This is a genomic window from Paucibacter sp. PLA-PC-4 (genome assembly GCF_026241155.1).
GTDB lineage: Bacteria > Pseudomonadota > Gammaproteobacteria > Burkholderiales > Burkholderiaceae_C > Roseateles_E.
In genome coordinates this window covers 213,789-239,500 of record NZ_JAPFGP010000004.1, presented here as the reverse complement: position 1 = coordinate 239,500, position 25,712 = coordinate 213,789, and the positions used below count along the sequence as shown (strand labels likewise).

Genomic DNA, 25,712 nt, shown 5'->3' with positions numbered 1-25,712 from the left:
TGCAGCAATGAGCTCCTTCAGCCATTTCGTCAAGAGCTTCATGCTCACCGAGCTGTTCAAGGGCATGGCCCTGACCGGCCGGCATTTCCTGTCGCGCAATATCACGGTGCAGTTCCCGGAAGAGAAGACACCGCTGTCGCCGCGCTTTCGAGGCCTGCATGCGCTGCGCCGTTACGAGAACGGCGAAGAACGCTGCATCGCCTGCAAGCTCTGCGAAGCCGTCTGCCCGGCGATGGCCATCACCATCGAGAGCGATGTGCGTGAGGACGGCTCGCGCCGCACCACGCGCTACGACATCGACCTGACAAAGTGCATCTTCTGCGGCTTCTGCGAAGAGAGCTGCCCGGTGGACTCTATCGTCGAGACCTCGATCTTCGAATACCACGGCGAGAAGCGTGGCGATCTGTACTTCACCAAGGACATGCTCCTGGCCGTCGGCGACCGCTACGAAAAAGAAATCGCAGCCCAAAAGGAGGCCGACGCCAAGTACCGCTGAGGCCGTGCACCCGCTGCTCTAGCGGGTGTCTGTCTAAAGCTGTGCCTGCTGGAACCCCATGGATACCATCACCGCGCTGTTCTATGTTTTCTCGGCCGTCCTTCTGGGCGCTGCGTTTCGCGTCATCACGGCGCGATCCACCGTGCACTCGGCGCTGTTTCTGATCCTGGCCTTCTTCAATGCGTCCTGCATCTGGATGCTGCTGAAGGCCGAGTTCCTGGCCATCACCCTGGTGCTGGTCTACATCGGCGCCGTGATGGTGCTGTTCCTCTTCGTCGTGATGATGCTTGATATCAATTCCGATGAGGGGGCCAGTGCGATTCGCGAGGGCTTCTGGAAGCATCTGCCACTGGCCGGTCTGGTCGGTGCTCTGATCGCGCTGGAGATGGCCGCTGTGCTGATGGGCGGTTTCCGCCTGACCGAGGCTGCACCGCTAAGCGAGGCCGCGGTCAAGCTGGGCAACACCAAGCTGTTGGGCATCGCGATCTATACGCAGTATTTGTATCCGTTGCAGATTGCGGCCGTGTTGCTGCTGGTGGCCATCATTGCGGCGATTGCGCTGACCTTGCGCAAGCGCAAGGACTCGCGTAGCCAGGACGCCTCGGAGCAGGTCAAAGTCACAAAGGCGCAGCGCCTGCGCATCATCAAGATGCAACCCACGGTGGAGCAGGCCGCCACCCCGGCCGCCGACAACACGCAAGGAGGCGCATGATGCTGGCGCTCACGCTTGGACATTTTCTGACCCTGGGTGCGATCCTGTTCGCGCTTTCAGTGATCGGCATCTTCCTGAACCGCAAGAACCTGATCGTGCTGCTGATGGCGATCGAGCTGATGCTGCTGGCGGTCAACCTGAACTTCGTCGCCTTCTCCCACTACCTGGGTGATATGGCCGGCCAAGTCTTTGTGTTCTTCATCCTGACGGTGGCGGCCGCCGAATCTGCCATCGGCCTAGCGATCCTGGTCGTGCTGTTCCGCAATCGCGCCAGCATCAATGTGGAAGAACTGGACGCCTTGAAGGGCTGATGAATATGTCCGCAACACTTTCACAAAACATGCTGCTGGCGGTTCCGCTGGCGCCCCTGGTCGGCGCGATCGCGGCCGGTTTCTTTGGCAAGCAGATCGGTCGCCGCGGGGCTCACAGCATCACCATCCTGGGTGTGCTGATCTCCTTCATCATCTCGGCGATGGTGCTGAAGTCGGTCGCTATCGATGGCGCACGCTTTAACCAGACCATCTACGAATGGATGGTCATCGGCGGTCTGAAGATGGAGGTCGGCTTCCTTGTTGACGGTCTGACCGCGATGATGATGTGCGTGGTGACCTTTGTGTCGCTGATGGTGCACATCTACACCATCGGTTATATGGAAGAGGACCCGGGCTACCAGCGCTTCTTCAGCTACATCTCCCTGTTCACTTTCTCGATGTTGATGCTCGTGATGAGCAACAACATGCTGCAGCTGTTCTTCGGCTGGGAAGCTGTGGGCCTGGTGTCGTATCTGCTGATCGGCTTCTGGTACACCAAGCCGACCGCGATCTTCGCGAACATGAAGGCCTTCCTGGTCAACCGGGTCGGTGACTTCGGCTTCATCCTGGGCATTGGCCTGCTGGTGGCCTATGGCGGCTCGCTGAACTATGGCGAGACCTTTGCCAAGGCCAATGAGCTGGCGCAGATCAAGTTCAACGCCCCGCTATGGGGCTCAGACTGGATGATGCTTAGCGTCGCCTGCATCTGCCTGTTCATCGGCGCGATGGGCAAAAGCGCGCAGTTCCCGCTGCATGTCTGGCTGCCCGACTCAATGGAAGGCCCGACCCCGATTTCCGCGCTGATCCACGCCGCGACCATGGTGACGGCTGGTATCTTTATGGTGGCCCGCATGTCGCCGCTGTTCGAGCTGAGCGACACGGCGCTGAACTTCGTGCTGGTGATCGGCGCGATTACGGCGCTGTTCATGGGCTTTCTGGGCATCATCCAGAACGACATCAAGCGTGTCGTTGCCTACTCAACGCTGTCGCAGCTGGGCTATATGACGGTAGCGCTGGGCGCCTCGGCCTACTCGGTCGCGGTCTTCCACCTGATGACGCACGCCTTCTTCAAGGCCTTGTTGTTCCTCGGCGCCGGCTCGGTCATCATCGGCATGCACCATGATCAGGACATCCGCAATATGGGCGGCCTTCGCAAGTACATGCCCATCACCTGGGTCACCGCCTTGCTGGGCTCGCTGGCCCTGATCGGCACGCCTTTCTTTGCCGGGTTCTACTCGAAGGACAGCATCATCCTGGCGGTGCAGGCCAGCACGTTGCCGGGCGCGAGCTTCGCCTACTTCGCGGTGGTGGCGGGCGTGTTCGTGACGGCGTTCTACAGCTTCCGCATGTATTTCCTGGTCTTCCACGGCAAGGAAAATTTCCACCACAAACCCTTCCCGGGCGAGCACGACCATCATGATGATCACGGTCATCACGAGCCGCACACCCCGCACGAGTCGCCCTGGGTGGTGACCGCACCGCTGGTGCTGCTGGCAATCCCCTCCGTGGTGATCGGTTTCCTCGCGATTCAGCCGATGCTGTTCGGCGACTTCTTCAAGGATTCCATCGTCGTCAACACGGCGGCCCATCCGGCCATGGCGTCGCTGGGCGAGCATTTCCATGGTGCGGTGGCGATGGCCACGCACGGCTTCATGACCCTGCCGTTTTGGCTGGCCGTGGCCGGTGTCGCGACGGCCTACCTGTTCTACATGGTCTGGCCAGCGATCCCAGTGGCGCTGGGCAAGATCTTGCGCCCGCTGGTCATCGTGCTTGAGAACAAGTACTTCATGGACTGGTTCAACGAGAACGTGCTGGCCCGCGCCGCGCGTGGTCTGGGTCTGGCCGCCTGGAAGGGCGGCGATCAAGGCATCATCGATGGGCTGTTGATCAATGGCTCGGCTCGCGGCATCGGCGGTATCGCCGGCCTGGTGCGCCGCGTTCAGACCGGCCATCTGTACTGGTATGCCCTGGTGATGATTCTGGGCGTGATCGGCCTGATGAGCTGGCAGCTGTGGCCCTATATAGGCCCTCAATTCAGAGCCCTGGCGGGTCTGTGAGCAAGGGCGGAGAAAAATAATGGGATTGTTGAGTCTTGCCATCTGGTTGCCCATCTTCAGCGGCCTAGCGCTGCTGGCCCTGGGCCGTGACAACCAGGCCAATAGCGCCCGCTGGATGGCGCTGATCGCCGCACTGGCGAGTTTCGCGGTAACCGTACCGCTGATCACGGGCTTCGATACCTCGACCGCCGCGATGCAGTTCAGCGAGAAGCTAGCCTGGATCGAGCGCTTCAATGTGATGTACCACCTGGGTGTCGACGGCATCTCGATGTGGTTCGTGCCCCTGACGGCCTTCATCACTGTGATCGTCGTGATCGCCGCCTGGGAGGTGATCGAGGAGCGCGTCAACCAGTACATGGGCGCCTTCTTGATCCTGTCGGGCCTGATGGTCGGCGTGTTCTCGGCGCTGGATGGCTTGCTGTTCTATGTGTTCTTCGAGGCCACGCTGATTCCGATGTACATCATCATCGGCGTCTGGGGCGGAGCCAACCGCGTCTACGCGGCCTTCAAGTTCTTCCTCTACACCTTGGCCGGTTCGCTGTTGATGCTGATCGCGCTGCTGTACCTGTATTTTCAGTCGGGCGGCTCCTTCGACATCCAGACCTGGCACAAGCTGCCGCTGCCGATGACGGCCCAGACTCTGCTGTTCTTCGCCTTCCTGGCGGCGTTCGCGGTCAAGGTCCCGATGTGGCCGGTGCACACCTGGCTGCCCGATGCCCACGTCGAGGCGCCCACCGGCGGCTCGGTGGTGCTGGCCGCCATCATGCTGAAGCTCGGTGCGTATGGCTTCCTGCGTTTTTCGATGCCGATCGCGCCCGACGCTGCGCACCACTGGTCCTGGGTCATCATCGCGATGTCGCTGATCGCGGTGGTCTACATCGGCCTGGTGGCTCTGGTGCAGAAGGACATGAAGAAGCTGGTGGCGTATTCCTCGATCGCTCACATGGGCTTCGTGACGCTGGGCTTCTTCATCTTCAACGAGCTCGGCGTGGCTGGCGGCTTGGTGCAGATGATCTCGCACGGCTTTGTCTCCGGCGCGATGTTCCTTTGCATTGGCGTGCTCTACGACCGCGTCCATTCGCGTGAGATCGCGGCCTATGGTGGCGTGGTCAACACCATGCCCAAGTTCGCCGCCTTCGCGTTGTTCTTTGCGATGGCTAATTGCGGCCTGCCCGCCACCGCTGGTTTCGTCGGTGAGTGGATGGTGATCATCGGCACCGTGCAGTACGACTTCTGGCTCGGCGCGATCGCTGCCACCGCGTTGATCTTCGGCGCCGCTTACACGCTGTGGATGTACAAGCGCGTCTACTTCGGCCCGATGACCAATGACAATGTGCGCGCGCTGACCGATATCAATGCGCGTGAATTCCTGATGCTGGCCGTGCTGGCCGTGGCTACGCTGTTCATGGGCCTGTACCCGAAACCCTTCACCGATGTGATGCAGGTTTCGGTGACCGAGCTGCTCAAACATGTAGCCACCAGCAAGCTGGGTGGAGTCTGAGATGGGCCAAGCAACAATGACGACTATGAACTGGCTCGCGGTTTATCCCGAAATCATCCTTCTGGCCATGGCCTGCGTGGTGGCCATGGTGGACCTGTGGGTCACCGACCCGGCACGCCGCCCGACTTACTGGCTGACCCAGCTGACCTTGGTGGTCGTCGGCGCCATGCATCTGAATGCCTTCAATGGTGGCGTCACCGAATCGGCGATGCAGGGCATGGTGGTGTCCGACCCGATGGGCCATCTGCTGGCCTTCTTCGCCTGCATTGCGACCTTCGTCACCTTGGTCTATGCGCGCCCCTATGCGGCCGAGCGCGAGATCTTGAAGGGCGAGCTGTTCACGCTGAGCCTGTTCTCCCTGCTGGGCATCATGGTGATGTTGCAGGCTCACAACTTCCTGGTGCTTTATCTTGGCCTGGAACTGATGAGCCTGTCGCTGTATGCGCTGGTGGCGCTGCGGCGTGACCATGCGGTCTCGACCGAAGCGGCGATGAAGTACTTCGTGCTGGGCGCGCTGGCGAGCGGCTTCCTGCTTTACGGCCTGTCGATGATGTACGGCGCCACCGGTTCGCTGCACATCCCGCAGGTGTTCGAAGTGATTGCGACCGGCGCCCCGAACAAGTCGGTGCTGGTGTTCGGCGTGGTCTTCGTGGTGGCAGGTCTTGCCTTCAAGCTGGGTGCTGCACCCTTCCACATGTGGGTGCCTGACGTCTACCAGGGTGCACCGACGGCGGTGACCCTGCTGATCGGTGCCGCACCGAAGCTGGCAGCTTTCGCGATCACGATTCGCCTGTTGGTCGAAGGTATGCTGGGCCTGGCCTTCGATTGGCAGCAGATGCTGATCGTGTTGGCCGTGGTGTCACTTTTGATCGGCAATCTTGCTGCCATTGCGCAGAGCAACCTCAAGCGCATGCTGGCTTACTCGACGATTGCGCAGATGGGCTTCATGCTGCTGGCGATGGCCTCGGGCGTGATCGGCGACAACCATGCCGGCATGGCCAATGCCTACAGCTCGGCGCTGTTCTACTCTGTCACCTATGTGCTGACGACCCTGGGCACCTTCGGCATGATCCTGCTGCTGTCGCGCCAGGGCCATGAGGCCGAGGAGATCAAGGACCTGGCCGGCCTGGCTAAGCGCAGCCCGTGGTTCGCGCTGGTGATGACCATCTTCATGTTCTCCCTGGCCGGTATCCCGCCGACTGCGGGCTTCTATGCCAAGCTGGCCGTCCTGCAAGCCATGGTCACCACGGGTTCCCAGCTCTATCTGGCGCTCGCGGTGTTTGCCGTCGTGCTGTCGCTGGTGGGGGCTTATTACTACCTGCGCGTTATCAAGGTGATGTTCTTCGACGAGCCCACCGATAGCTCGCCGCTGAGCGCACCGGCCGATGTACGCGCCGTGATGTCGCTCAATGGTGCCGCTGTGCTGGTGTTCGGTCTGCTGCCCGGCGGCCTGATGGCGATGTGCGGCACCGCCATCGTCAAGCTGCTGGCGCCCTGACGTCCTGCGCTGAATGGATCAGTCCGCTGCCGTCTGGCTGGTGTTGCTTGTCGCGGTCATCGCGGCCAATGCCCCGTACTTTAGCAACCGCGTGCTGCTGCTGGGCCCCAAGCGTGCGGCCAAGCCCTTTGGCTGGCGGGCGCTGGAGCTCTTGCTGCTGGCCCTGCTGACCCTGGTGCTGGGCTTCGCGCTGGAGTCCTACCAGGGCCAACGCCAGCCGCAGGGCTGGGAGTTCTATGCGGCCGCGCTGTGCCTGTTCATCACGCTGGGTTTCCCCGGCTTTGTCTGGTGTTATCTCCGACGGGGTCGACATGGCGCTTGAAGACGAGGATGAGGCGCTGCGGGAGCTGCAGCTCGATTCGTCCCAGGTCTACCGCGGCCACTTCCTTGATGTTCGCCGCGACCGCATACGCCTGCCAAACGGCCGCGAGGCCGCGCGCGAGTACATCGTCCATCCCGGTGCGGTGATGGTCGTACCCTTGCTCGACGACGGTCGACTGCTGATGGAGCGCCAGTACCGCTACCCGATGGGCCGGGTGATGCTGGAGTTCCCTGCCGGAAAGCTCGACGCCGGCGAGGCGCCGCTGCGCTGCGCCCAGCGCGAGCTGCTCGAGGAGACCGGCTACAGCGCACGCGAATGGGCCCATGCTGGCGTTCTGCACAACGCGATCGCTTATTCTGACGAACGTATCGAGATCTTCTTCGCACGCGGCCTGTCGGCCGGCGAGCGCCGACTCGACGAAGGCGAGTTCCTCGATCTGGTCATCCACACGCCGGTCGAGCTCGACGCGCTGGCCGCCAGCGGCGCCATGACCGATGCCAAGACCCTGATCGGTCTGCTGTGGCTGCAGCGCTGGCAGGCCGGCGCATGGGTATTGGACTGGCAGCCGGCGGGCTGACGCTCGCCTGCCTATCATTGCGGCCATGCTTGTCTTGAATCTGTCATGCAATCGGGAGCATCGCTTCGAAGGCTGGTTCGGCTCGGCCGACGATTTCGAATCGCAGCTGGGCCGCAGTCTGGTGGGCTGCCCGGTCTGCGGCTCAACCAAGGTGCAGCGCCTGCCCAGCGCACCGCGCCTGAACGTCTCGCATCTGCGCGGTCCTGCCGCCGAGCCTGTGTCGCCAGCCGATACTCAGCAGCAGCTCCAGCAGGCCGCTCTACAGGCTGTCCAGCAACTGCTTGCGCGCACCGAGGATGTCGGCGAGCGCTTTGCTGAAGAGGCCCGCCGCATCCACTATGGCGAGGTCGAGCAGCGCGGCATCCGCGGCCGCGCCAGCCGCGAGGAAGCGGTGGCCCTGGCCGATGAAGGTATCACGGTGATGGCGCTGGCCGTGCCCGAGGCGCTCAAGGGCACGCTGCAGTAGAACCCGGCTAGGCGGCATGGGTCGCCGCCCGTCCGCTGTTTTCGCTGTTCAGCGGTGCAAAGCTTGCGTCTGTCGCAGCAGGCTGGGCTGGCGGCGTCCCGCGTGGCAAGATTCCTGGGTTGTGCGCTTCGTGGGAGGCGCCCGCAAAACAATACCGGAGCCCTTTAGATGATGCGCCATCGCTTGCCAGCCCTTGTCCTCGTCAGCTCATTGACGCTTCTGCTGGGCGGCTGCGGCAAGCCCGGATCCGACGGCGCTGGTACGGCCCAGGCGGCCAAGGGACCCGCCACCGCCAAGCCGCTGCTGCTGTCGGCCGAAGACCTGCAGGCCATGGGCTTGTCGAGCTATGCCAGCGGCCCCGTGATCACCGGTTCGGTCCAGCCCGAGAAGCGCGCGGACCTGCGTGCCGAGGTGCAGGCCATGGTGTTACAGGTGTTCAAGGAAAACGGCGAGAAGGTTCGGCGCGGCGATCTGCTGGTGCGGCTGGACGACAGCGCAATCCGCGAAACCCTGTCCTCGGCCGAGCAGGCGGCGCGCGCCGCCGCTCAGAGCTTCGAGCAGGCCGAGCGTCAGTTCCAGCGCATGAAGACCCTGCAGGCCCAGGGCATGAGCTCAATGCAGGCGATGGAAGACGCCGAGATCCGCCGCAACAGCGCGCAAAGCGAGCTGGTGGAAGCCAAGGCGCGCGCCGCCACCGCCCGCCAGCAGCTGCAGCGCACCGAGGCCCGCGCGCCGTTCGACGGCATCGTCTCCGACCGCAAGGTCTCGGCCGGTGACACCGCCCAGATCGGCAAGGAGCTGGTTAAAGTGATAGACCCGAGCAGCATGCGATTCGAAGGCTTGGTTTCGGCCGACCGCATGAGCGAGCTGAAGGTGGGCCAGACGGTCTTCTTCAAGGTCAACGGCTATACCCAGTCCGATTTCGAAGGCAAGGTACGGCGGATCGCGGCGGCCGCCAACCCGACCACGAGGCAAGTCGAAGTGCTGGTCGATTTCGTCGGCGAACAGCAGCCTGGCGTGGCCGGCCTCTATGCCGAGGGGCGGGTGCAGAGCCAGAGTGTCAGTGCGCTCATGCTGGCCGATGGCGCGATCCAGCGTGAGGGCGACCAGGCCTACGTTTGGCGTGTGCAAGACGGCAAGCTGAGCCGCGTGGCCGTCAAGCTGGGCGAGCGCGACGAACGCCAGGGGCTCTTCCAGGTCAGTGTCGGCCTCAAGCCGGGCGACCAAGTGCTGCGCCATCCGAACAATGCCCTGAGCGAAGGGCGTGCGGTGGAATTTGCCAAGCCGGCGGCCGCATCGGCGTCGACGAACCGGGGAGGCTGAGATGTTTCTCTCCAACTTCAGCGTCAAGAAGCCGGTCGCGACCATCGTCATCATCATCAGCCTGATGTGCCTGGGACTGCTGGCGCTCAATAAGCTGCGCGTCAACCAGATCCCCGATGTCGAGGAACCGGTGCTGGTGGTCAGCATCAACTATCCGGGCGCCTCGCCCGAGACGGCCGAGCGCGAGATCGTCAACCGGATCGAGAAGTCGCTGCAGAGCATTGCCGGTGTCAAGGAGGTGCGTGCCACCGCCAACGAAGGCAGCGCCCAGATGGTGCTGATCTTCAACTTCGACAAGAACATGATCGAGGCGGCTGACGAGGTGCGTAACGCCATCGGCGCGGTGCGGCACAAGTTGCCGCTCGAAATGCGCGAGCCGGTGCTGCAGCGCTTCGATCCCTCGTCCCAGCCCATCATGCAGCTGGCGCTGTCGTCCAACAGCCAGAGCCATGCCGAGATCTCGCGCCTGGCCGAGGATGATCTGGCCGACAAGTTCCGCGCCATCAACGGCGTGGCCACCGTCAATGTCAACGGCGCCCTCAGCCGCGAGCTGTCGGTGCTGCTGCATGCGCAGAAGCTGCGCGAGTTCAATGTCTCCGTCACAGAGGTGGTCAACGCGCTGCGCAGCCAGAACACCACCGCGCCGGTCGGCAAGGTGCGCGGCAGCATGCAGGATCAGAGCATTCGCCTGCTAGGGAGAATCGAGTCGCCGGCCGAGTTCGAGCAGATCGTCGTCAAGCGTCAAGGCGAGCAGCTGGTGCGACTTGGCCAGGTAGCCAGCATCCGCGACGGCTTTGCCGAGCGTCAGAGCATCAGCGTGCGCAACGGCCATCCGAATGTGGGTCTTTCGGTGACGCGCTCGCGCGATGCCTCGACCGTGGCAGTGGCCAACGAGATTCGCAAGCTGGTCGCGGAGACGGCCAAGACCCTACCGGCCGGCACTACGCTTGAGGTCACTCAGGACGGCGGCGAGGATGCCGAGAACAGCCTCAATAATGTGATCCACGCGCTGGTGTTCGGCGCCGGCCTGACGATTCTGGTCGTCTATGTGTTTCTGAATTCCTGGCGCTCCACGCTGATTACCGCCTTGTCACTGCCGACCTCGGTGGTGGCCGCCTTCATCGCAGTCTGGCTGTGTGGCTTCACGCTGAACTTCATGAGCCTGCTCGGTCTGTCGCTGGCGATCGGCGTGCTGATCGATGACGCCATCGTAGTGCGTGAGAATATCGTGCGCCATATGGAGCGCGGCGCTGACCGGCGCAGCGCGGCGCTCAACGGCACGGCCGAGATCGGCCTGGCTGTGGCCGCCACCACTTTCTCCATCGTCGCGGTCTTCGTGCCAGTGGCCTTCATGCCAGGCGTCTCAGGTGAGTGGTTCCGCCCCTTTGGCCTGACCGTCGTCGCCTCGGTGCTGGTCAGCCTGTTCATCTCGTTCACGCTGGATCCGATGTTGTCGGCCTACTGGGGCGACCCCCCGGGCCATCATGAGGCGCCGAAGAAGGGTTTGTCGCTTTATCTGCAGCGCTTCAATGACTGGTTCGACCGCCAGGCCGACCGCTATGGGCAGGTGATCGCGTGGGCTTTGCATCACCGACGCTGGATGGCCGCATTTGCGGTGCTGAGCTTTGTGCTGGCCATCGCGTTGCAGGTCCAGTTCGGCGGCTCCAGCTTCCTGCCAGCGTCCGATGCCGGAACCATCGCCGTCGAGGTTCGCACCCCGGCAAGCTCCAGCCTTGAGTACTCGAAGCTGAAGATGGAGGCCGCCGCCAAACTGGCACGCGAGATTCCCGAGACCAAGGCCACCAACAGCCAGGTCAATGTCAGCGGCGGCCGCATTTATGTTGACTTGGGCAAGAGCACCGAGCGCAAGCGCTCGGCCGCCGAGATTGCGAAGGACCTGCGCGAGCGTGTGTCCCGGCTGGTCGGTGCCGAGTACGTGGTGCTGGACGATCTGAACAATGGTGCGCAAAAGCCTGTGCAAATCCGCTTCTCCGGCGAGGACTCGCGCAAGCTGCTCGAAATCACCAACGACTACATGGCCAAGCTGCGCCAGGTGCCCGGCGCGGTGGACGTGGGCCTGTCGGAGCAGGATCCGCAGGACGAGTTGCAAATCGAGCTCAACCGCGGCCTGGCCAACTCGCTGGGTATCTCGGTAGGCGATGCTGCCAATGCCTTGCGCGTGGCCTTTGCCGGTGTCGAAGTCGGCGACTGGGTGGACCCGAGCGGCGAGACCCGCGATGTGGCGGTGCGCCTGGCACCAGAGGACCGGGTCGACGCCAGCAATATCGAGCGTCTGCCGATCACCGTTGCCGGCAGCGGCATGATGGTGCCGTTGGAGCAGATCGCCACCGTGACCATGGGTAAGGGCCCGTCCAAGATTCAGCATGCCGACGGCAAGCGCATGATCGCGGTCTCTGCCAATGCCCAGGGCCGCTCGGCTGGCGAGGTGACGGCCGACGCGGTCAAACTGGCCAAGTCCATCCAGTTCCCGCCCGGTTACGGCATCGAACTGGCCGGCGCCTCGGCCGACCAGGAAGAGGTCTTCGGTGCGATGGCTGTGGCCTTGGCCTCGGGAATCGGCCTGATGTATCTGATCTTGGTGATGCAGTTCGGCTCCTTCACCGCGCCGCTGGGCGTGATGCTATCGCAGCCACTGTCGCTGATCGGGGTCGTCGTGGCGCTGCTGTTGACCGGCGGCACGCTAAACCTGATGAGCTTTATCGGCATCATCATGCTGGCCGGCCTGGTGGCGAAGAACGCGATCTTGCTGCTGGACGCTGCGCGCCAGGAGGAGGCCAAGGGCGTGCCCCGCGAAGAAGCGCTGATGCATGCCGGGCGCATGCGTTTCAGGCCAATTCTGATGACGACCTTTGCCCTGGTGGCTGGCATGTTGCCGGTGGCAATCGGCGTGGGCGAGGGCGGTGAGTTCTACCGCCCGATGGCCGTGGCGATTATCGGCGGGACGATCACCTCAACCTTTCTGACCCTGCTGATGGTGCCGAGTTTTTACGACAGCATCGAGATCGCCAAGGACCGCATGATCGCCAAGTTCGGCCGCCGTGAGGCCCGCTGGAACACGGCCGTGGCCTTCACGCTGACCTTTGTCGAAGCCGTCCTGACACTGCTGATGCTGCGCTTCATCTTCCGCATGGGGATGAAGCTTGTCGATCGGCTGCGCGGCCGCCGCCCGGCGGTCACGCAGCCGCAAGGAGCAGACTGATTCAGAGCACGCGGCCCGGATTCATCAGGCCCTGAGGATCCAGGGCCTTTTTTATCGCCCGCATCAGGCCGAGAGCGACCGGGCTCTTGCGCTCTGCCAGTTCCTCGCGTTTGAGCTGCCCGATGCCGTGCTCGGCCGAGATTGAGCCCCCCTGGGCCAGTACCGCGTCGTAGACGATGTGATTGATCGCCGCCTCATGTGCGAGCAGGAAGTCGGCGGCGGCCACTCCCTCGGGCGCCTGAACGTTGTAATGCAGATTGCCATCGCCCAGATGGCCGAAGTCCACCATGCGCACGCCTGGGAAGGCGGCCGCCAGCGCCGCGTCGGTGGCGGCCACGAAGGCAGGAATGCGAGACACCGGTAACGCGATGTCGTGCTTGATGTTCAGGCCTTCCTCGACCTGGGCCAAAGGGATCGATTCGCGCAGATGCCAGAGCCCGTGCGACTGCTCCAGGCTCTCGGCCACCGCCGCATCGCTGATGAGTTCTGACTCCAGCGCCTGCTCCAGCAGGCCCTCGAACATCGTGCGGGCATGGGCCTCGCTCTCGGTGTCGGAAAGTTCGAGCAGCACGGTCCAGGGGCTGGGTGGCAGCGGCTGGCGCAACTGCGGGAAATGCTTGCGCACCAATTGCAGCGAGAACTGGTTCATCACCTCAAAGCCGGTGAGGCCTGCGCCGAGCCGCGCTTGGGCCAGGCTCAGCAGCGCCACGGCCGCCTCCAGCGTGTCGCAGGCGGCCAGCGCCGTCATGCGCGCGGCTGGCCGAGGGTAGAGCTTCAAGGTCGCGGCTGTGATCACGCCCAGCGTACCCTCGCTGCCAATGAAGAGATCGCGCAGGTCGTAGCCGGTGTTGTCCTTGCGCAGGCCCGACAGGCCTTCCCAGACCTCGCCGGCGGAGGTCACGACCTCCAGTCCCAGGCACAGATCCCGCGCATTGCCGTAGCGCAGCACCTGGGTGCCGCCGGCATTGCTGGCCAGATTGCCGCCAATCGTGCAACTGCCCTCGGCCGCCAGGCTCAACGGGAACAGAAAGCCGGCGCCGACCGCCGCCTCCTGCACCGTTTGCAGCACGCAGCCAGCCTCCACCGTCATCGTCAGATTGGCTGCATCGATGGCGCGCACCTTGTTGAGCCGGGCCAGGCTCAAAAGCACCTGCGTGCCGCTGGCGTCGGGCGTCGAGCCGCCGACCAGGCCGGTATTGCCGCCTTGCGGCACCAGGCTGACGCCGTAGGCGGCGCACAGGCGCACGATGGCGGCCACCTCGGCCGTGCTGCCGGGCCGCACCACGGCCAGCGCGCGGCCGGGGAAGCGGCGGCGCCAATCCATCTCGTAGGCGGACAGATCGCCCTCGACGAGTACCTGGGAGGCGCCCAGGGCCTCCCGCAATTCGTTCAGCAGATTCATGGTGTGGCAGCCTGCTTGGCTGCGTTCAGACGTTGACGGACATGCATCGCGCAGGCGACGAAGATCAGGCTGGAGAGCATCAGCTCGGCCCAGGCCAGCGGCACCGAGGGGCCGACGTCGCTGGTGGCGCGCACCGCGCCCTCGGCGAAATACAGCCAGACCATCAGGCTCAGCCAGCGGAAGGTGTAGAGCCGGTAGCGCCACAGGCCGACGAAGGGAATCAACAGCGGCAAGGCCTTGATGGCCAACGTGCCGCGGCCGGTCGGCGCCAGCCACAGCTCCCAGGCCAGGCACAGCACGAAGAGCGCGGCCAGCGCGCCCAGGGCCAGGTTGCGGGACAGCGCTTCCTGGGCTGTGGCCTTGGTGCGCGAGGAGGTTTTGATCGGTGGTTTATCGGAGCGGGAGGACATGGCTGGCATCATAGCCAGCATGACGACAAGAACCCCTGCTGCCGTACCGTCCCAGGACAGTGCCGCTGGCTTTCTGAACACCTTGATGAGTTGGCCCTGGCTGGCCACCCTGCAGACCTTGCGCCTGCGCTTTGCCGAGGCACGGCTAGGCCAGACTGCCGGCAGCTTGACCTTCACGACGCTGATCTCGCTGGTGCCGCTGCTGACAGTGATGCTGGCGCTGTTCACCGCCTTTCCAATCTTCGCCAGTTTCCAGCGCGCGCTGGAGACCTATTTCTTGCAAAGCCTGATACCGCCCAATATCGCCAAGCCCGTGCTGGCCGCGCTGACCCAGTTCGCCGCCAAGGCCAATCGCTTGGGCCTGGTAGGTCTGGTCGTACTCGGAGCCACCGCGCTGGCGCTGATGTTCACCATAGACCGCACCCTCAACACGATTTGGCGGGTCAAGCGGCCGCGGCCGATGATGCAGCGCATGCTGGTTTACTGGGCCGCGCTGACCCTGGGGCCGTTGCTGTTGGGCGCTAGCCTGACGATGACCGGCTACGCAATCACCGCCGGCAAGGGACTGGTGGGGGGCATGCCGGGCGGGCTTGCGGCGCTGCTCAATGGCGTCGAGCTGGTGGTACTGAGCCTGGCCGTTGCCGGGCTGTTCCGCTATGTGCCCAATACCGAGGTGCGCTGGCGCCATGCGCTGGCCGGCGGCATCTTTGTCGCGCTGGCCTTCGACCTGACCAAGAGCCTGCTTGCTTGGTATGTCAAGCAGGTGCCAACCTATTCGACGCTGTACGGTGCTTTCGCCACCGTGCCCATCTTCCTGATCTGGATGTATCTGGGATGGGTCGTGATGCTCCTGGGCGCTTTGTTGGCAGCCAACATCCCTGCGCTAGGCGGGCGTATGCTGCATCGACCCGAGGTACCGGGTCTGCAGCTGGAGCTGGCGCTGGAGGCGTTGCGCGAGCTGTGGCGGGCACGTCAGGCCGGCGAGCCGGGCATCGCCGCCCAGGAGCTGGCGCGCCGCCTGCGCATCGATCCGCTGCAACTGGAGCCGGCGCTGGAGGCCTTGCTGGGCTTGGACTGGCTGGGCCGGCTCGAGGAGGAGGGCGCGCCGCGCCTGGTGCTGCTGCGCACGCCCGAAGAGACGTCCGCTGCGCCGCTGCTGCAGGCCCTGCTGGCGGGTGCTGGTGGCAGTCTGGCGCCGCTATGGGCGCGCGGCGACTGGGCTGACTGCACGCTGGCCGAGCTGCTAGGGGTGCAGCACCACCAATAAGGCGGTGGCCGGCTCGCTGCCACGATTGCGTATCGCGTGCGGGCCGTCGACGGCGTAGCGCGCCGTCTCGCCGACCTTCAGTGCCTGACTGATCGCGCCGGCACTGACCTCCATCTCGCCGCCCAGCACCGACAGATGCTCACGCGAGCCCGGCTCGTGGGCCGCCGATTCGAGCGCGCCGCCGGGCTGCACCGTCAGCTCGTACCACTCAAACTGGCCGGCCAGATCAATAGGCCCGAGGATGCGCAGCACGCACAGGCCGTCCGGGCTGGCCAGGCTGGGCGTTGCATGCGAGGCCACGGTCTCGATCGCCGGCGCGGCCGGCTTTGTCGCACCACTGAGAAGTTCGGATAGTTCAACCCGCAAGGCGTTAGCCAGGCGCCACACCACGGCCACGGTCGGATTCGCCTGGTTGCGTTCGATCTGCGACAGCATCGACTTCGAGACACCGGCGCGGCGCGACAACTCGTCCAGCGAAAGGCCCTGCGCCTGGCGCAGAGACTGCAGGGTGGCGCCGACGCGGGGCGGCTCCAAAGACTCGGACAGGTTGGCGGACATGGCTTGACCTTGAAAAGCTAATCTCAGATACTGCACAGCAATTCGATATATCGAACTCTGTTCTGTTTAGTGGATTGTGCATCAGGAGAGCTTTGATGAGCACACGCGACGATTTCTACGCCCATCTTCGGGCCGAGCTGGCCGGCATCCGCGAGGCCGGGCTGTACAAGAGCGAGCGCATCATCACGACGCCACAGGGGGCGGTGGTGCAGACGGCCGATGGCCGCGAGGTGATCAATCTCTGCGCCAACAACTATCTAGGCCTGTCCTCGCATCCCGCCGTCATCGAGGCCGCGCATGAGGCCTTGCGAACCCACGGTTACGGGCTGTCATCGGTGCGTTTCATCTGCGGCACGCAGGACATCCACAAGACCCTCGAAGCCCGGCTGGCCAAGTTCCTCGGCACCGAGGACACTATCCTCTACGCGGCCGCGTTCGACGCCAATGGCGGTCTGTTCGAGCCGCTGCTGGGCGAGCAGGACGCCATCATTAGCGACGAGCTCAACCACGCCTCCATCATCGACGGCATCCGGCTGTGCAAGGCCAAGCGTTATCGCTACAAGCACAACGATATGGCCGATCTGGAGGCCAAGCTAGAAGAGGCCAAGGCGGCCGGCGCGCGCTTCACCCTGGTGTTCACCGACGGTGTGTTCTCGATGGACGGGACCATCGCCCAGCTCGACAAGATCTGCACGATCACAGAGCGCTTCGGCGCGTTGCTGGGCATCGACGAATGCCATGCCAGCGGCTTTCTCGGCAAGACCGGTCGCGGCACGCATGAGTATCGCGATGTCTTCGGCCGGGTCGACATCATCACCGGCACGCTGGGCAAGGCCTTGGGCGGCGCCTCGGGCGGCTTCACGACCGGCCGCAAGGAGGTGATCGAGCTCCTGCGCCAGCGCTCGCGGCCCTATCTGTTCTCCAACACCGTAGCGCCGTCCATCGTTGGCGCCTCCCTGGCGGTGCTGGACCTGCTGGAGGGCTCGACCGCGCTGCGTGACAAGCTGGAGGCCAATACCACCTACTTCCGCGAGGCGATCCAGGCGGCCGGCTTCGAAATCAAGCCCGGCAGCCATCCCATCGTGCCCATCATGGTCCACGACGCGGTGGTCGCGCAAAAGCTCAGTGCCCGCATCCTGGAGCTGGGCATCTACGCGGTGGGCTTCTTCTTTCCGGTCGTTCCCAAGGGCCAGGCCCGCATCCGTGTGCAGATCTCGGCCGTGCACGAGCGCGAGCATCTGGAAAAGGCGGTGGCAGCCTTCACCCAGGCCGGCAAAGAGCTCGGCCTGATCAAGTCCTGACCTCCTTACAGCATGACTACTAAGATTCTGATCATCGGCGCCAACGGCCAGATCGGCACCGAGTTGGCCCAGGCGCTGGCGCTTCGCCATGGCAATGCAGCCGTCATCACCAGCGACTTGGCACCCGAGGGCCGGGTGCCGGCGCTGACCCATGAGATGCTGGACGTCACCGACGCTGCCGCGCTGGCGGCCGTGGTCAAGCGCCATGGCGTGAGCCAGATCTACCACCTGGCCGCCGCCCTGTCGGCCACCGGCGAGCAGCATCCGATGTGGGCCTGGGACCTGAATATGAAGGGTCTGCTCAATGTGCTGGAGCTGGCGCGGGTGCAGAAACTCGACAAGATCTTCTGGCCCAGCTCGATTGCCGCCTTCGGCCCGAACACGCCGGCCCTGGACACGCCGCAGACCACGGTAATGGACCCGACCACCATCTACGGCATCTCGAAGCTGGCCGGCGAGCGTTGGTGCGCCTGGTACCACGCCAAGCATGGCGTCGATGTGCGCAGCTTGCGTTACCCTGGCCTGATCAGCTGGAAGACCCCGCCCGGCGGTGGTACCACCGACTATGCGATCGACATCTTTCACGCCGCGCTAAAGACCGGCCGCTACAGCTGCTTCCTCGAAGAGGCTCAGGCCTTGCCGATGATGTATATGCCCGATGCGCTTCGCGCCACTATCGAGCTGATGGAGGCGCCGGGCGAGCAGATCAAGCAGCGCGGCAGCTACAACCTAGCCGGCGTCAGCTTCACGCCACGCGAGATCGCCGCCGAGATCCGCAAGCACATCCCCGGCTTCGAGATCAGCTATGCGCCCGACTTCCGTCAGGCGATTGCAGCCAGCTGGCCCCAGCGCATCGACGACAGCGCGGCGCGGGCCGACTGGGGCTGGCAGCTCGACTACGAGCTGAGCCAGATGGCGCATGACATGCTGAACAATCTCCGACCGCTGCTGGCCGCCTGATCAGAGCTTGATGCGCCCAGTCCAGATGTCTTTGTACATCACCCAGTCGCCCATGAAGCTGTAGAGCGGGCGCTTGAACGAAGCCGGGCGGTTCTTCTCGAAGCAGAAGTGGCCGACCCAGGCGAAGCCATAGCCGCACAGCAGCGCGAACAACACAAAGCGCAACTGGCCGGTGTACAGCGCGGCGGCCAGGCAAAGTAAGCTCAGGGTTGAGCCGACGAAGTGCAGGCGCCGGCAGGTTCGGTTGCCGTGTTCGCTCAGATAGAAGGGGTAGAACTCCGCGAAGCTCTGAAAATTCTTGACCGAATTGGTGCTGCTCATGGCCTGGGTCCTTTCACGTCAGCAGTTGCCGCAAGGCGTCCAAGACCTGATCGGGAACCTCCGCCATCAGTGAGTGCCCGGCCGGCACGCTCAGCACACGCGCCTTCAGGGCTTGAGCCAGGCCCTGGGTCTGCTTTGGAGATGTCATCTGGTCGCGCTCGCCCAGCAGCAGGCCGGCCGGGCAGCTGACCTTGGCAGCAGCCTCCAGTCCGCCCGCATAGCGGTCGCATACGCCGAAGTCATGCGCGAACAGATTGACCGCCGTCTGCCGGCCTTGCAGCCGCCGCTTCAGCGCGATCTCGCCGCCTTGCAGCCAGGCTCCGGGGCCGGGGTAAGACGGTTTGGCCGCCAGGCCGGCAAAGGAGTAGCTGTTGACCATCTGGATGGCTTTCAGCGGGGCTTCGCCGGCCATCCTCAGCAGGAGCTCGGAGACCTTCATCGGATAGGCAGTCGCCACCATCACCAGATGGCTGGTGCGCTCGGGCTGGCGCGCGGCCGCATCCAGCGCAATCAGCGAGCCCATGCTGTGGCCTACCAGCGCGGCCCGCTGCACGCCGGCGGCATTGAGCAGATCCCAGATCCAGTCGGCCATCGCCTCCACATCGGGTAGTGCCGGCCCGCCGCTGCGCCCATGGCCGGGCAGGTCTACTGCCAGCACGCTGTGGCCATGGTGCGCGAACCACCGCGCCAGCAGGGTCCAGACGCTGTGGTCGTTCAGAGCTCCGTGGATGAATACGATGCAGGGCAGGGCGGGGTCGAAGGGCTTGCCGCCTGTATAGGCATAGGCCTCGTGGGAGTTGACGCTGAGCTTCATGCTTTGCTGGCGGCCTTGAGCGCGCGCTTGAGATCGTCGATCAGGTCGTCGGCATCTTCCAGGCCGATGGACAGTCGTATCGTGCCGGGCGTGATGCCGGCTTGGGCCAGCGCCGCATCGTTCATGCGGAAATGGGTGGTTGAGGCCGGGTGGATGACCAGCGAGCGGCAGTCGCCGACATTGGCGAGATGGGAGAAGATTTTCAGCGCCTCGATGAAGCGCTTGCCCTGTTCGCGGCTGCCCTTCAGGTCAAAACTGAACACCGAGCCGCAACCGCGCGGCAAAAGCTTCTGCGCCAGTCCATGGTCGGGGTGGCTGCTCAGGCCCGGATAGCCGACCCGCGCCACCAACTCATGGCCGGCCAGGAACTCGGCCACCCCCTGTGCATTCTGCACATGGCGCTGCATGCGCAGCGACAAGGTCTCGATGCCTTGCAGTATCAGCCAGGCGGTGTGCGGACTCATGCAAGCGCCGAAGTCGCGCAGGCCCTCGCGACGCGCGCGCAGCAAGAAGGCACCGACCGTGCTTTCCTCGGCGAACACCATGCCGTGGAAGCCGTCATAGGGCTCGCACAACTCGGCGAAGCGGGCGGCGGGAGGTTTGACGCCGCTTGCGGCGTCAAACCCATCCGCGCGCAGTGTGTTGGCGCTGCGCTCGTGCGCGGCCTGCCAGTCGAAATTGCCGCTGTCGACCAACACGCCACCGACCACCGTGCCGTGGCCCGACAGGAATTTCGTGGCCGAGTGGTAGACCAGATCGGCGCCATGCTCGAAAGGCTTGAGCAAATAGGGCGTGGTCAAGGTCGAGTCGAGCAACAACGGCAGGCCGGCCTCGTGGGCGATCGCCGCGATCGTCGGGATATCCAGCACGTCCATGCCGGGGTTGCCCAGGGTCTCGCCGAATAGCAGCTTGGTGTTCGGCCGGATCGCTGCGCGCCAGCCGTCGATGTCTCCGGGCTTGACGAAGCTGGTTTCAATGCCGAAGCGCGCCAGCGTGTAGTGCAGCAGATTGTGCGAGCCGCCATAGAGCGCGGCGGAGGCGACGATGTGAGAGCCGGCGCCGGCCAGTGTCGCGATGGCCAGGTGCAGAGCTGCCTGGCCGCTGGCGGTGGCAATCGCGCCGACGCCGCCTTCGAGTGCGGCGACCCTCTCCTCGAACACGGCCGTAGTCGGATTCGAGATGCGCGAGTAGACATGGCCTGCGCGCTCCATATTGAATAGCGCTGCAGCGTGCTCGGAGTTTTCGAACACGAAAGAGGTGCTCAGATGCAGCGGCGTCACGCGCGCGCCGGTGCTCGGGTCGGGCGCGGCGCCAGCATGTAGCGCCAGGGTGTCAAAGCCGGGGTCTGAGTAGCCGGACATGGTGTCTCCGAGATGTGTGATGCGCGGATTGTGTGCTATGTTGGGTACCAGTTTTAGCAGCTGCCGGGCAAGGCCCGGCATAAGAGGAGGCAGCCATGAAAGTCGTCGACATACTCCGCGTCAAGGGCGGCACCCTGTTCACCATCACGCCCGATCAGCCGATGGCCCAGGCCGTCACGACGATGGCGGAGATGGATGTCGGCTCGTTGGTCGTGATGGAACATGGCGACCTGGTCGGCATGCTGACCTTTCGCGAAGTGATTTCTGCTGTTGTCAAGAACGGCGGCAGCGTCGGCAGCTCGCTGGTGCGCAGCGTGATGGACGACCATCCGCTGACCTGCACGCCCGAGACCGAGATCGACGAGGTACGCCGCATGATGCTGGGCCGTCATGCCCGCTACATGCCGGTGCTCAACGGCCGCACTCTGATGGGCGTGATTTCGTTCTACGACGTGGCCAAGGCCGTGGTGGACGGCCAGGACTTCGAGAACCGCATGTTGAAGGCCTATATACGCGACTGGCCGGTCGAGGAAAATCCGGAAAGCGCCGGCGAATCCAAGTTCTGAGAGTCTGCACGGTGACAGCGACAAGGCGGCCTGCGGGCCGCCTTGTCATTCAGGCCCGGACGCTGACCTTCGGCGTGCCGGCCTCGACCCGGCCGACCACCGCTGCATGGCCGAAGCCATGGGCGGCAAAACGCTCCAGCACGGCGTCCAGCGCCTGCGGCGCGCAGGACACCAGTAGCCCGCCGCTGGTCTGCGGATCGCTCAACAGGGCCTTATCCTCGGCCGCAAAGCCCGAGGGCAGCTCGATCTGCGCGCCATAGCTATCCCAGTTGCGGCCCGAGGCGCCGGTGACAAAGCCCTGGGTGGCCAGCGCACGCGCGCCTTCGATCAAGGGCACCGCTGACCAGTCGATCACGACCCGGGCCTGGGCACCGCGCGCCAGTTCCAGGCTATGGCCGGCAAGGCCGAAGCCGGTCACGTCTGTCATTGCATGCACGCCGTCAAGCGCTGCCAGATCGGGGCCGGGTGTGTTCAGTTGGGTCGTGAACGCGATCATCTGCGCATAGCCGGCGGCATCGAGCTGCTCCTTCTTCAGTGCCGCCGACAACACGCCGACGCCCACCGGCTTGCCCAGCACCAGCAGATCGCCGACGCGGGCATCGGCATTGCGCTTGATGCGTTTCGGGTGGACCAGGCCAAGCGCGACCAGGCCGTAGATCGGCTCGACCGAATCGATGGTGTGGCCACCGGCAATCGGGATACCGGCCGAAGCGCAGACCGCCTGACCGCCGGCAAGTATGCGGCCTATCGTCTCGCTGGACAGGACCTTGATCGGCATGCCCACCAGGGCCAACGCCAAGATCGGCTGTCCGCCCATCGCATAGACATCGCTGATCGCATTGGTGGCGGCGATACGGCCGAAGTCAAACGGGTCGTCGACGATGGGCATGAAGAAATCGGTGGTCGCGACTAGCGCCTGTTCGTCATTGAGTTGGTAGACGGCGGCGTCATCAGCAGTCTCGATTCCCACCAGCAACTGCGGCGGCACGATGGCATTGGCGCCGCTGTGCTTCAGGATTTCCGACAGCAGGCCTGGCGCGATCTTGCAGCCGCAGCCGCCCCCGTGCGAGAGACTGCTGAGGCGGGGCTGGTTGGGGGTGTCGTTCATAGGTGCCGATGCGGGTGGGGTCGGCCGCCATGATACGAGCTCAGTTCATCTCCCGGAGTTTGCGGTACAGCGTGCTGCGACCTATGCCCAGCTGACGAGCGGCCTCCGAGAGATTGCCGCCGGCGGCCTGCACGGCCGCAGAGATGGCCTGCATCTCGGTCTGACGGAGATTGTGGCCGGCGCGCACGGGCAGCGGCACCGGGGCCGCAGACAGCGGCAGAGGTGTGGCGTCCAGCAGCCCGAGCTCCTCCCTGGTTTCTCGGCGCTGCTGGCCCAGCTCAGCCTGGGCCAGACTCAGCTTGGCGTAAAGCGCTTCTCCGCCGCGCTGCAGGGGCAGTCGCAGCTCTGCCTGTTGCCTGGCCTGCTGAGACAGCTGACCCAGGCTGCAGCCGAACAGGCTGACGAGGTTCTCGCGCCGCAGCGTCATCGCTCCCAGACCCAGCAGCTCCATTGCGCGCCGGTTCGCACCCAGCACCCGGCCGTCTTCGTCCAGCGCCAACTGGCCCTCGTGCAAAGTGCCCAGGCCCATTGCACTGGCGTGAAAGTGCAATCGAGTGGTGTGGCGGAAACGATCGGCAAACCACTGCCCCTCGATCAGCCGGGCCGACATGCTGGCCAGTGCCAGCGTGTGCGGATGGTAGGAACGGCGCTCGCCCGAGACATCGATGACGCCTAGCAGCGCGCCCTTGTGGTCGAAGATTGGTGCGGCCGAGCAGGTCAGAAACTGCATTGCGCGCAGAAAATGTTCCTGGCCGTGAACCAGGGTTGCGCCCTCGGTCATCAGCGCTGTGCCGACTGCATTGGTGCCCTTGTCGGCCTCGGCCCAGAGCGCGCCCGGCGCCAGCGCCACCTGGTTGGCTCGCTCCAGAAAGCCCGGGTCGCCCAGTGCGTGCAGCACGCAGCCGCTGGCATCTGTCAGCAGCACCATGCTTTGCGCATGCATCAGCTGCTCATAAAGCATGTCCATCACTGGCAGGGCTTGGGCACAAAGCCGCGCATTGCGCTGCTGCAACTCCTGCAAGCCTGCAGGCGGCATACGCCGCAAGTCGGGGGCGCTTTCTTGGCTCAGCCCGAACGCCAGGCAGCGCTCGTGCGAGCTCGATATGGCCTGCGAATGGCGGGCATCGACCAGCATGCGCGGGTGGCTGGCGAATGCGGGGCTCGCAAGGCTGGGGCTGAGCGGCTGCTGGGCCATAAAGGGACTCCGGACCTGAGGTGGTCCAATATGAATCACTTTGCCTGCCGCTGACAAGCGGGCTTGTCTGGAGTCGACGTCGGAGCCGTTGAGGGTCAGGTATTGCTGGTGGCCCTTACCTCGGCCAGGGTCGTGACGCCGGCCAACACCTTGACGATGCCGTCCTGGCGCAGGGTGCGCATGCCCTCAGCCAGCGCGCAATGCTGGATCTCCTCGGCCCTGGCCCCGGTCTGGATCAGGCGGCGCACGGTCTTGGTCACCGTCAGCAGCTCATGCAGGCCGGCACGGCCCTTGAAACCGGTGTTCTCGCACTTGGCGCAGCCAGGACTGGTGTATCGCAGTAGCCGGCCGTTTTCGCCGTAGCTGGTCTGCCATTCGCCCAGCAGGGCCAGGCGGTCGGGCTGCTGGCCGGCCGGGAAGCTGTGCAGGTAGTCGTCCAACCATTCCTGCAGCTCGGCCTCGGGCAGGGGCTCGCTCTTGCGGCAATGCGGGCACAGTCGCTTAACCAGTCGCTGGGCCAGCACGGCGAGCAGCGAGTCGGCGAAGTTGAAGGGGTCCATGCCCATGTCCAGCAGCCGAGTCACAGTCTCGGGCGCGCTGTTGGTGTGCAGGGTGGACAGCACCAAGTGGCCGGTCAGCGAGGCCTCCACCGCAATCTGGGCGGTCTCCTCGTCGCGGATCTCGCCCACCATGATCACGTCTGGATCGGCGCGCAAAAAAGCGCGCAAGGCCTTGGCAAACGTCCAGTCAATTTTAGGGTTGACCTGGACCTGGCGCAGACCGTTCTGAGTGATTTCGATCGGGTCTTCCGCGGTCCAGATCTTGCGCTCGGGCTGGTTGATGTGGCTGAGCGCCGAGTGCAGCGTGGTGGTCTTTCCCGAACCGGTCGGACCGACGCACAGCACCATGCCGTAGGGGCGGCTGACCGCCGCCTTCAGCTCACTGAGGTTGTGGGCTGACAGGCCCAGCTTCTCCAACGGGATGGGCTTGGCGGAAGATAGGATGCGCATCACCACATCCTCCAGGCCGTTATTGGTCGGTATGGTGGCGACGCGCAGCTCCAGCCTGTGCTGCGGCGAGAAGCGCGAGAAGTTGATCTTGCCGTCCTGCGGCTTGCGGCGCTCAGAGATGTCCAGATCGCACATGATCTTGATGCGCGCGATCATTGCGTTGCGGTAGGTGTAGGGCAGTTCCAGGTAGGGATGCAGCGAGCCGTCGCGGCGGAAGCGGATCTTCAGCTTCTCGCGCCCGGGGTAGGTCTCGATATGAATGTCGGAGACGCCCTGGCTGTGGGCCTCGATGATCATGCTGTTGATCAGACGCACCAGCGAGTTGTCCGACTGCTCGATCGGCGTGTCGTCCTCGCGGATGGACTTTTCCTGGCTGTCGCGCTCCAGGGTTTCGATCAGCTTGCCGGCGGTGTCAGGCTCGAAATCGAGGGTTAGCGCCGGCATGCGTAGATCGCTGGCCGAGGCCCCGCTATCCTTGCCGAAACGCTCGTACACGTTGGGCAGCGCGAATACCAGCGTGCCGACCTTGGTCAGGGTCGGCACCACCTTGAGCTGCGAGATGAACTCGACCTCGTCGATCGCGTCGCGCCGGGTGGGGTCTTCCATCGCGACGATCAACTTGCCGTCGCGCAGCACCAGCGGCAGCACCTCCAGACGCTTGGCCACCGAGTGCGGCAGCTTGCGCACCGCATCGGCCTCGATAGGGAAGTTCTCGACATCGACAAGCGGATAGCCCATTTTGCGAGCCAGCGCTGACTGCAACTGCTGGCGCGTCACGACACCCCTGCGAACGAGCAACTGGCCCAGTGGTACCGAGCGGTCGGAGCGCTGCTGCTCCAGTGCCTGATCGAGCTGCTCCTGCGTGACCAGGTCTAGGGCCAGCAAGGCCTCCCCGATGCGCACCATTGGCATCTTGGCCTGCTGCTCTATGGCCTGCATGAGTTGTTCGGCCGAGA

24 protein-coding genes are annotated in these 25,712 nt (G+C 64.4%); 15 read left to right on the top strand and 9 right to left on the bottom strand.

Translation table 11 applies throughout. The annotated features are described in order from the left end of the window. Positions 1-7: 7 nt before the first annotated feature. From nuoI to OOZ63_RS08165, 11 genes are all read left to right on the top strand, one after another. Positions 8-496: an NADH-quinone oxidoreductase subunit NuoI gene (nuoI, locus tag OOZ63_RS08215; RefSeq protein WP_137943525.1), complete on the top strand. Its 489-nt coding sequence runs from the start codon at positions 8-10 to the stop codon at positions 494-496. A 58-nt stretch (positions 497-554) separates the two neighbouring features. Beyond that, positions 555-1,208 carry an NADH-quinone oxidoreductase subunit J gene (locus OOZ63_RS08210; RefSeq protein WP_266004948.1) on the top strand — a complete coding sequence of 218 codons (654 nt, stop codon included), beginning with the start codon at positions 555-557 and terminating at the stop codon, positions 1,206-1,208. A 2-nt stretch (positions 1,209-1,210) separates the two neighbouring features. Beyond that, positions 1,211-1,519 (top strand): NADH-quinone oxidoreductase subunit NuoK, encoded by a 309-nt coding sequence (gene nuoK / locus OOZ63_RS08205; RefSeq protein WP_137943576.1) that lies wholly within the window; start codon positions 1,211-1,213, stop codon positions 1,517-1,519. Between the two features lie 5 nt (positions 1,520-1,524). Beyond that, positions 1,525-3,576 (top strand): NADH-quinone oxidoreductase subunit L, encoded by a 2,052-nt coding sequence (nuoL, locus tag OOZ63_RS08200; RefSeq protein ID WP_266004947.1) that lies wholly within the window; start codon positions 1,525-1,527, stop codon positions 3,574-3,576. 19 nt (positions 3,577-3,595) lie between these two features. Further along, positions 3,596-5,077 (top strand): NADH-quinone oxidoreductase subunit M, encoded by a 1,482-nt coding sequence (locus OOZ63_RS08195; RefSeq protein ID WP_266004946.1) that lies wholly within the window; start codon positions 3,596-3,598, stop codon positions 5,075-5,077. 16 nt (positions 5,078-5,093) lie between these two features. Next, positions 5,094-6,575: an NADH-quinone oxidoreductase subunit NuoN gene (gene nuoN / locus OOZ63_RS08190; protein WP_266005109.1), complete on the top strand. Its 1,482-nt coding sequence runs from the start codon at positions 5,094-5,096 to the stop codon at positions 6,573-6,575. A 13-nt stretch (positions 6,576-6,588) separates the two neighbouring features. Further along, entirely contained in the window at positions 6,589-6,897 is a 309-nt protein-coding gene (locus OOZ63_RS08185; RefSeq protein ID WP_266004945.1) for a DUF2818 family protein, read from the top strand. Beyond that, positions 6,887-7,474 carry an NUDIX domain-containing protein gene (locus OOZ63_RS08180; RefSeq protein WP_266004944.1) on the top strand — a complete coding sequence of 196 codons (588 nt, stop codon included), beginning with the start codon at positions 6,887-6,889 and terminating at the stop codon, positions 7,472-7,474. The genes OOZ63_RS08185 and OOZ63_RS08180 overlap by 11 nt, the downstream gene beginning before the upstream one ends. Before the next feature lie 25 nt (positions 7,475-7,499). Continuing rightward, positions 7,500-7,940 (top strand): DUF1178 family protein, encoded by a 441-nt coding sequence (locus OOZ63_RS08175; RefSeq protein WP_266004943.1) that lies wholly within the window; start codon positions 7,500-7,502, stop codon positions 7,938-7,940. Positions 7,941-8,108: 168 nt separating this feature from the next. Beyond that, positions 8,109-9,263: an efflux RND transporter periplasmic adaptor subunit gene (locus OOZ63_RS08170; RefSeq protein WP_266004942.1), complete on the top strand. Its 1,155-nt coding sequence runs from the start codon at positions 8,109-8,111 to the stop codon at positions 9,261-9,263. Between the two features lies 1 nt (position 9,264). Beyond that, positions 9,265-12,483 carry an efflux RND transporter permease subunit gene (locus OOZ63_RS08165; RefSeq protein WP_266004941.1) on the top strand — a complete coding sequence of 1,073 codons (3,219 nt, stop codon included), beginning with the start codon at positions 9,265-9,267 and terminating at the stop codon, positions 12,481-12,483. A gap of 1 nt (position 12,484) precedes the next feature. On the opposite strand, the gene OOZ63_RS08160 is transcribed toward OOZ63_RS08165, so the two are convergent. Together OOZ63_RS08160 and OOZ63_RS08155 are read right to left on the bottom strand one after the other, a co-directional pair. Next, positions 12,485-13,885 carry an FAD-binding oxidoreductase gene (locus OOZ63_RS08160; protein ID WP_266004940.1) on the bottom strand — a complete coding sequence of 467 codons (1,401 nt, stop codon included), beginning with the start codon at positions 13,883-13,885 and terminating at the stop codon, positions 12,485-12,487. After that, complete coding sequence (locus tag OOZ63_RS08155) at positions 13,882-14,295, bottom strand: DUF2069 domain-containing protein (RefSeq protein WP_266004939.1); 414 nt, start codon at positions 14,293-14,295, stop codon at positions 13,882-13,884. The genes OOZ63_RS08160 and OOZ63_RS08155 overlap by 4 nt, the downstream gene beginning before the upstream one ends. 19 nt (positions 14,296-14,314) lie before the next feature. Between OOZ63_RS08155 and OOZ63_RS08150 the strand changes: the two genes are divergently transcribed. After that, complete coding sequence (locus OOZ63_RS08150) at positions 14,315-15,562, top strand: YihY family inner membrane protein (protein ID WP_266004938.1); 1,248 nt, start codon at positions 14,315-14,317, stop codon at positions 15,560-15,562. On the opposite strand, the gene OOZ63_RS08145 is transcribed toward OOZ63_RS08150, so the two are convergent. Continuing rightward, complete coding sequence (locus OOZ63_RS08145) at positions 15,539-16,120, bottom strand: helix-turn-helix domain-containing protein (RefSeq protein ID WP_266004937.1); 582 nt, start codon at positions 16,118-16,120, stop codon at positions 15,539-15,541. The genes OOZ63_RS08150 and OOZ63_RS08145 overlap by 24 nt on opposite strands. Before the next feature lie 95 nt (positions 16,121-16,215). On the opposite strand from OOZ63_RS08145, the gene kbl reads away from it, so the two are divergent. Both kbl and OOZ63_RS08135 read left to right on the top strand, forming a co-directional pair. After that, positions 16,216-17,421: a glycine C-acetyltransferase gene (gene kbl, locus OOZ63_RS08140; protein WP_266004936.1), complete on the top strand. Its 1,206-nt coding sequence runs from the start codon at positions 16,216-16,218 to the stop codon at positions 17,419-17,421. A 12-nt stretch (positions 17,422-17,433) separates the two neighbouring features. Continuing rightward, positions 17,434-18,381, top strand: coding sequence for an NAD-dependent epimerase/dehydratase family protein (locus tag OOZ63_RS08135; RefSeq protein ID WP_266004935.1), 948 nt, complete (start codon positions 17,434-17,436; stop codon positions 18,379-18,381). Here the strand turns inward: OOZ63_RS08135 and OOZ63_RS08130 are convergent, their stop codons facing one another. Genes OOZ63_RS08130 through OOZ63_RS08120 form a run of 3 tightly spaced genes read right to left on the bottom strand, consistent with a single transcriptional unit; the run spans position 18,382 to position 20,877 of the window. Beyond that, a complete protein-coding gene (locus OOZ63_RS08130; RefSeq protein WP_266004934.1) occupies positions 18,382-18,702 on the bottom strand; it encodes an Mpo1-like protein in 321 nt (106 codons plus the stop codon). It abuts the gene before it with no gap. 13 nt (positions 18,703-18,715) lie between these two features. Further along, positions 18,716-19,516 carry an alpha/beta fold hydrolase gene (locus OOZ63_RS08125; protein WP_266004933.1) on the bottom strand — a complete coding sequence of 267 codons (801 nt, stop codon included), beginning with the start codon at positions 19,514-19,516 and terminating at the stop codon, positions 18,716-18,718. Further along, complete coding sequence (locus OOZ63_RS08120) at positions 19,513-20,877, bottom strand: O-acetylhomoserine aminocarboxypropyltransferase (RefSeq protein ID WP_266004932.1); 1,365 nt, start codon at positions 20,875-20,877, stop codon at positions 19,513-19,515. Before OOZ63_RS08120 ends, OOZ63_RS08125 begins: the two co-directional genes overlap by 4 nt. A 95-nt stretch (positions 20,878-20,972) precedes the next feature. Here OOZ63_RS08120 and OOZ63_RS08115 point away from each other — a divergent pair, with 95 nt between their 5' ends. Next, positions 20,973-21,443 carry a CBS domain-containing protein gene (locus OOZ63_RS08115; RefSeq protein ID WP_266004931.1) on the top strand — a complete coding sequence of 157 codons (471 nt, stop codon included), beginning with the start codon at positions 20,973-20,975 and terminating at the stop codon, positions 21,441-21,443. A 49-nt stretch (positions 21,444-21,492) separates the two neighbouring features. Here OOZ63_RS08115 and selD read toward each other — a convergent pair whose 3' ends face one another. From selD to OOZ63_RS08100, 3 genes are all read right to left on the bottom strand, one after another. Then, a complete protein-coding gene (gene selD / locus OOZ63_RS08110; protein ID WP_266004930.1) occupies positions 21,493-22,551 on the bottom strand; it encodes a selenide, water dikinase SelD in 1,059 nt (352 codons plus the stop codon). Between the two features lie 40 nt (positions 22,552-22,591). Then, complete coding sequence (locus tag OOZ63_RS08105; protein ID WP_266004929.1) at positions 22,592-23,746, bottom strand: sigma-54-dependent Fis family transcriptional regulator; 1,155 nt, start codon at positions 23,744-23,746, stop codon at positions 22,592-22,594. Between the two features lie 95 nt (positions 23,747-23,841). Next, a complete protein-coding gene (locus tag OOZ63_RS08100) occupies positions 23,842-25,695 on the bottom strand; it encodes a GspE/PulE family protein (protein WP_266005108.1) in 1,854 nt (617 codons plus the stop codon). Positions 25,696-25,712 lie beyond the last annotated feature (17 nt).

Bases quoted from the DNA above. Each gene is read 5' to 3' on its own strand.
- nuoL (WP_266004947.1), top strand. From the start codon at position 1,525: ATGTCCGCAACACTTTCACAAAACATGCTGCTGGCGGTTCCGCTGGCG.
- OOZ63_RS08180 (WP_266004944.1), top strand. From the start codon at position 6,887: ATGGCGCTTGAAGACGAGGATGAGGCGCTGCGGGAGCTGCAGCTCGAT.
- selD (WP_266004930.1), bottom strand. From the start codon at position 22,551: ATGAACGACACCCCCAACCAGCCCCGCCTCAGCAGTCTCTCGCACGGG.
- OOZ63_RS08165 (WP_266004941.1), top strand. From the start codon at position 9,265: ATGTTTCTCTCCAACTTCAGCGTCAAGAAGCCGGTCGCGACCATCGTC.
- OOZ63_RS08175 (WP_266004943.1), top strand. From the start codon at position 7,500: ATGCTTGTCTTGAATCTGTCATGCAATCGGGAGCATCGCTTCGAAGGC.
- OOZ63_RS08185 (WP_266004945.1), top strand. From the start codon at position 6,589: ATGGATCAGTCCGCTGCCGTCTGGCTGGTGTTGCTTGTCGCGGTCATC.
- OOZ63_RS08210 (WP_266004948.1), top strand. From the start codon at position 555: ATGGATACCATCACCGCGCTGTTCTATGTTTTCTCGGCCGTCCTTCTG.
- OOZ63_RS08125 (WP_266004933.1), bottom strand. From the start codon at position 19,516: ATGAAGCTCAGCGTCAACTCCCACGAGGCCTATGCCTATACAGGCGGC.
- OOZ63_RS08195 (WP_266004946.1), top strand. From the start codon at position 3,596: ATGGGATTGTTGAGTCTTGCCATCTGGTTGCCCATCTTCAGCGGCCTA.
- OOZ63_RS08115 (WP_266004931.1), top strand. From the start codon at position 20,973: ATGAAAGTCGTCGACATACTCCGCGTCAAGGGCGGCACCCTGTTCACC.
- kbl (WP_266004936.1), top strand. From the start codon at position 16,216: ATGAGCACACGCGACGATTTCTACGCCCATCTTCGGGCCGAGCTGGCC.
- OOZ63_RS08130 (WP_266004934.1), bottom strand. From the start codon at position 18,702: ATGAGCAGCACCAATTCGGTCAAGAATTTTCAGAGCTTCGCGGAGTTC.
- OOZ63_RS08135 (WP_266004935.1), top strand. From the start codon at position 17,434: ATGACTACTAAGATTCTGATCATCGGCGCCAACGGCCAGATCGGCACC.
- OOZ63_RS08155 (WP_266004939.1), bottom strand. From the start codon at position 14,295: ATGTCCTCCCGCTCCGATAAACCACCGATCAAAACCTCCTCGCGCACC.
- nuoN (WP_266005109.1), top strand. From the start codon at position 5,094: ATGACGACTATGAACTGGCTCGCGGTTTATCCCGAAATCATCCTTCTG.
- OOZ63_RS08105 (WP_266004929.1), bottom strand. From the start codon at position 23,746: ATGGCCCAGCAGCCGCTCAGCCCCAGCCTTGCGAGCCCCGCATTCGCC.
- OOZ63_RS08160 (WP_266004940.1), bottom strand. From the start codon at position 13,885: ATGAATCTGCTGAACGAATTGCGGGAGGCCCTGGGCGCCTCCCAGGTA.
- nuoI (WP_137943525.1), top strand. From the start codon at position 8: ATGAGCTCCTTCAGCCATTTCGTCAAGAGCTTCATGCTCACCGAGCTG.
- OOZ63_RS08120 (WP_266004932.1), bottom strand. From the start codon at position 20,877: ATGTCCGGCTACTCAGACCCCGGCTTTGACACCCTGGCGCTACATGCT.
- OOZ63_RS08100 (WP_266005108.1), bottom strand. From the start codon at position 25,695: ATGCAGGCCATAGAGCAGCAGGCCAAGATGCCAATGGTGCGCATCGGG.
- OOZ63_RS08170 (WP_266004942.1), top strand. From the start codon at position 8,109: ATGATGCGCCATCGCTTGCCAGCCCTTGTCCTCGTCAGCTCATTGACG.
- OOZ63_RS08145 (WP_266004937.1), bottom strand. From the start codon at position 16,120: ATGTCCGCCAACCTGTCCGAGTCTTTGGAGCCGCCCCGCGTCGGCGCC.
- OOZ63_RS08150 (WP_266004938.1), top strand. From the start codon at position 14,315: ATGACGACAAGAACCCCTGCTGCCGTACCGTCCCAGGACAGTGCCGCT.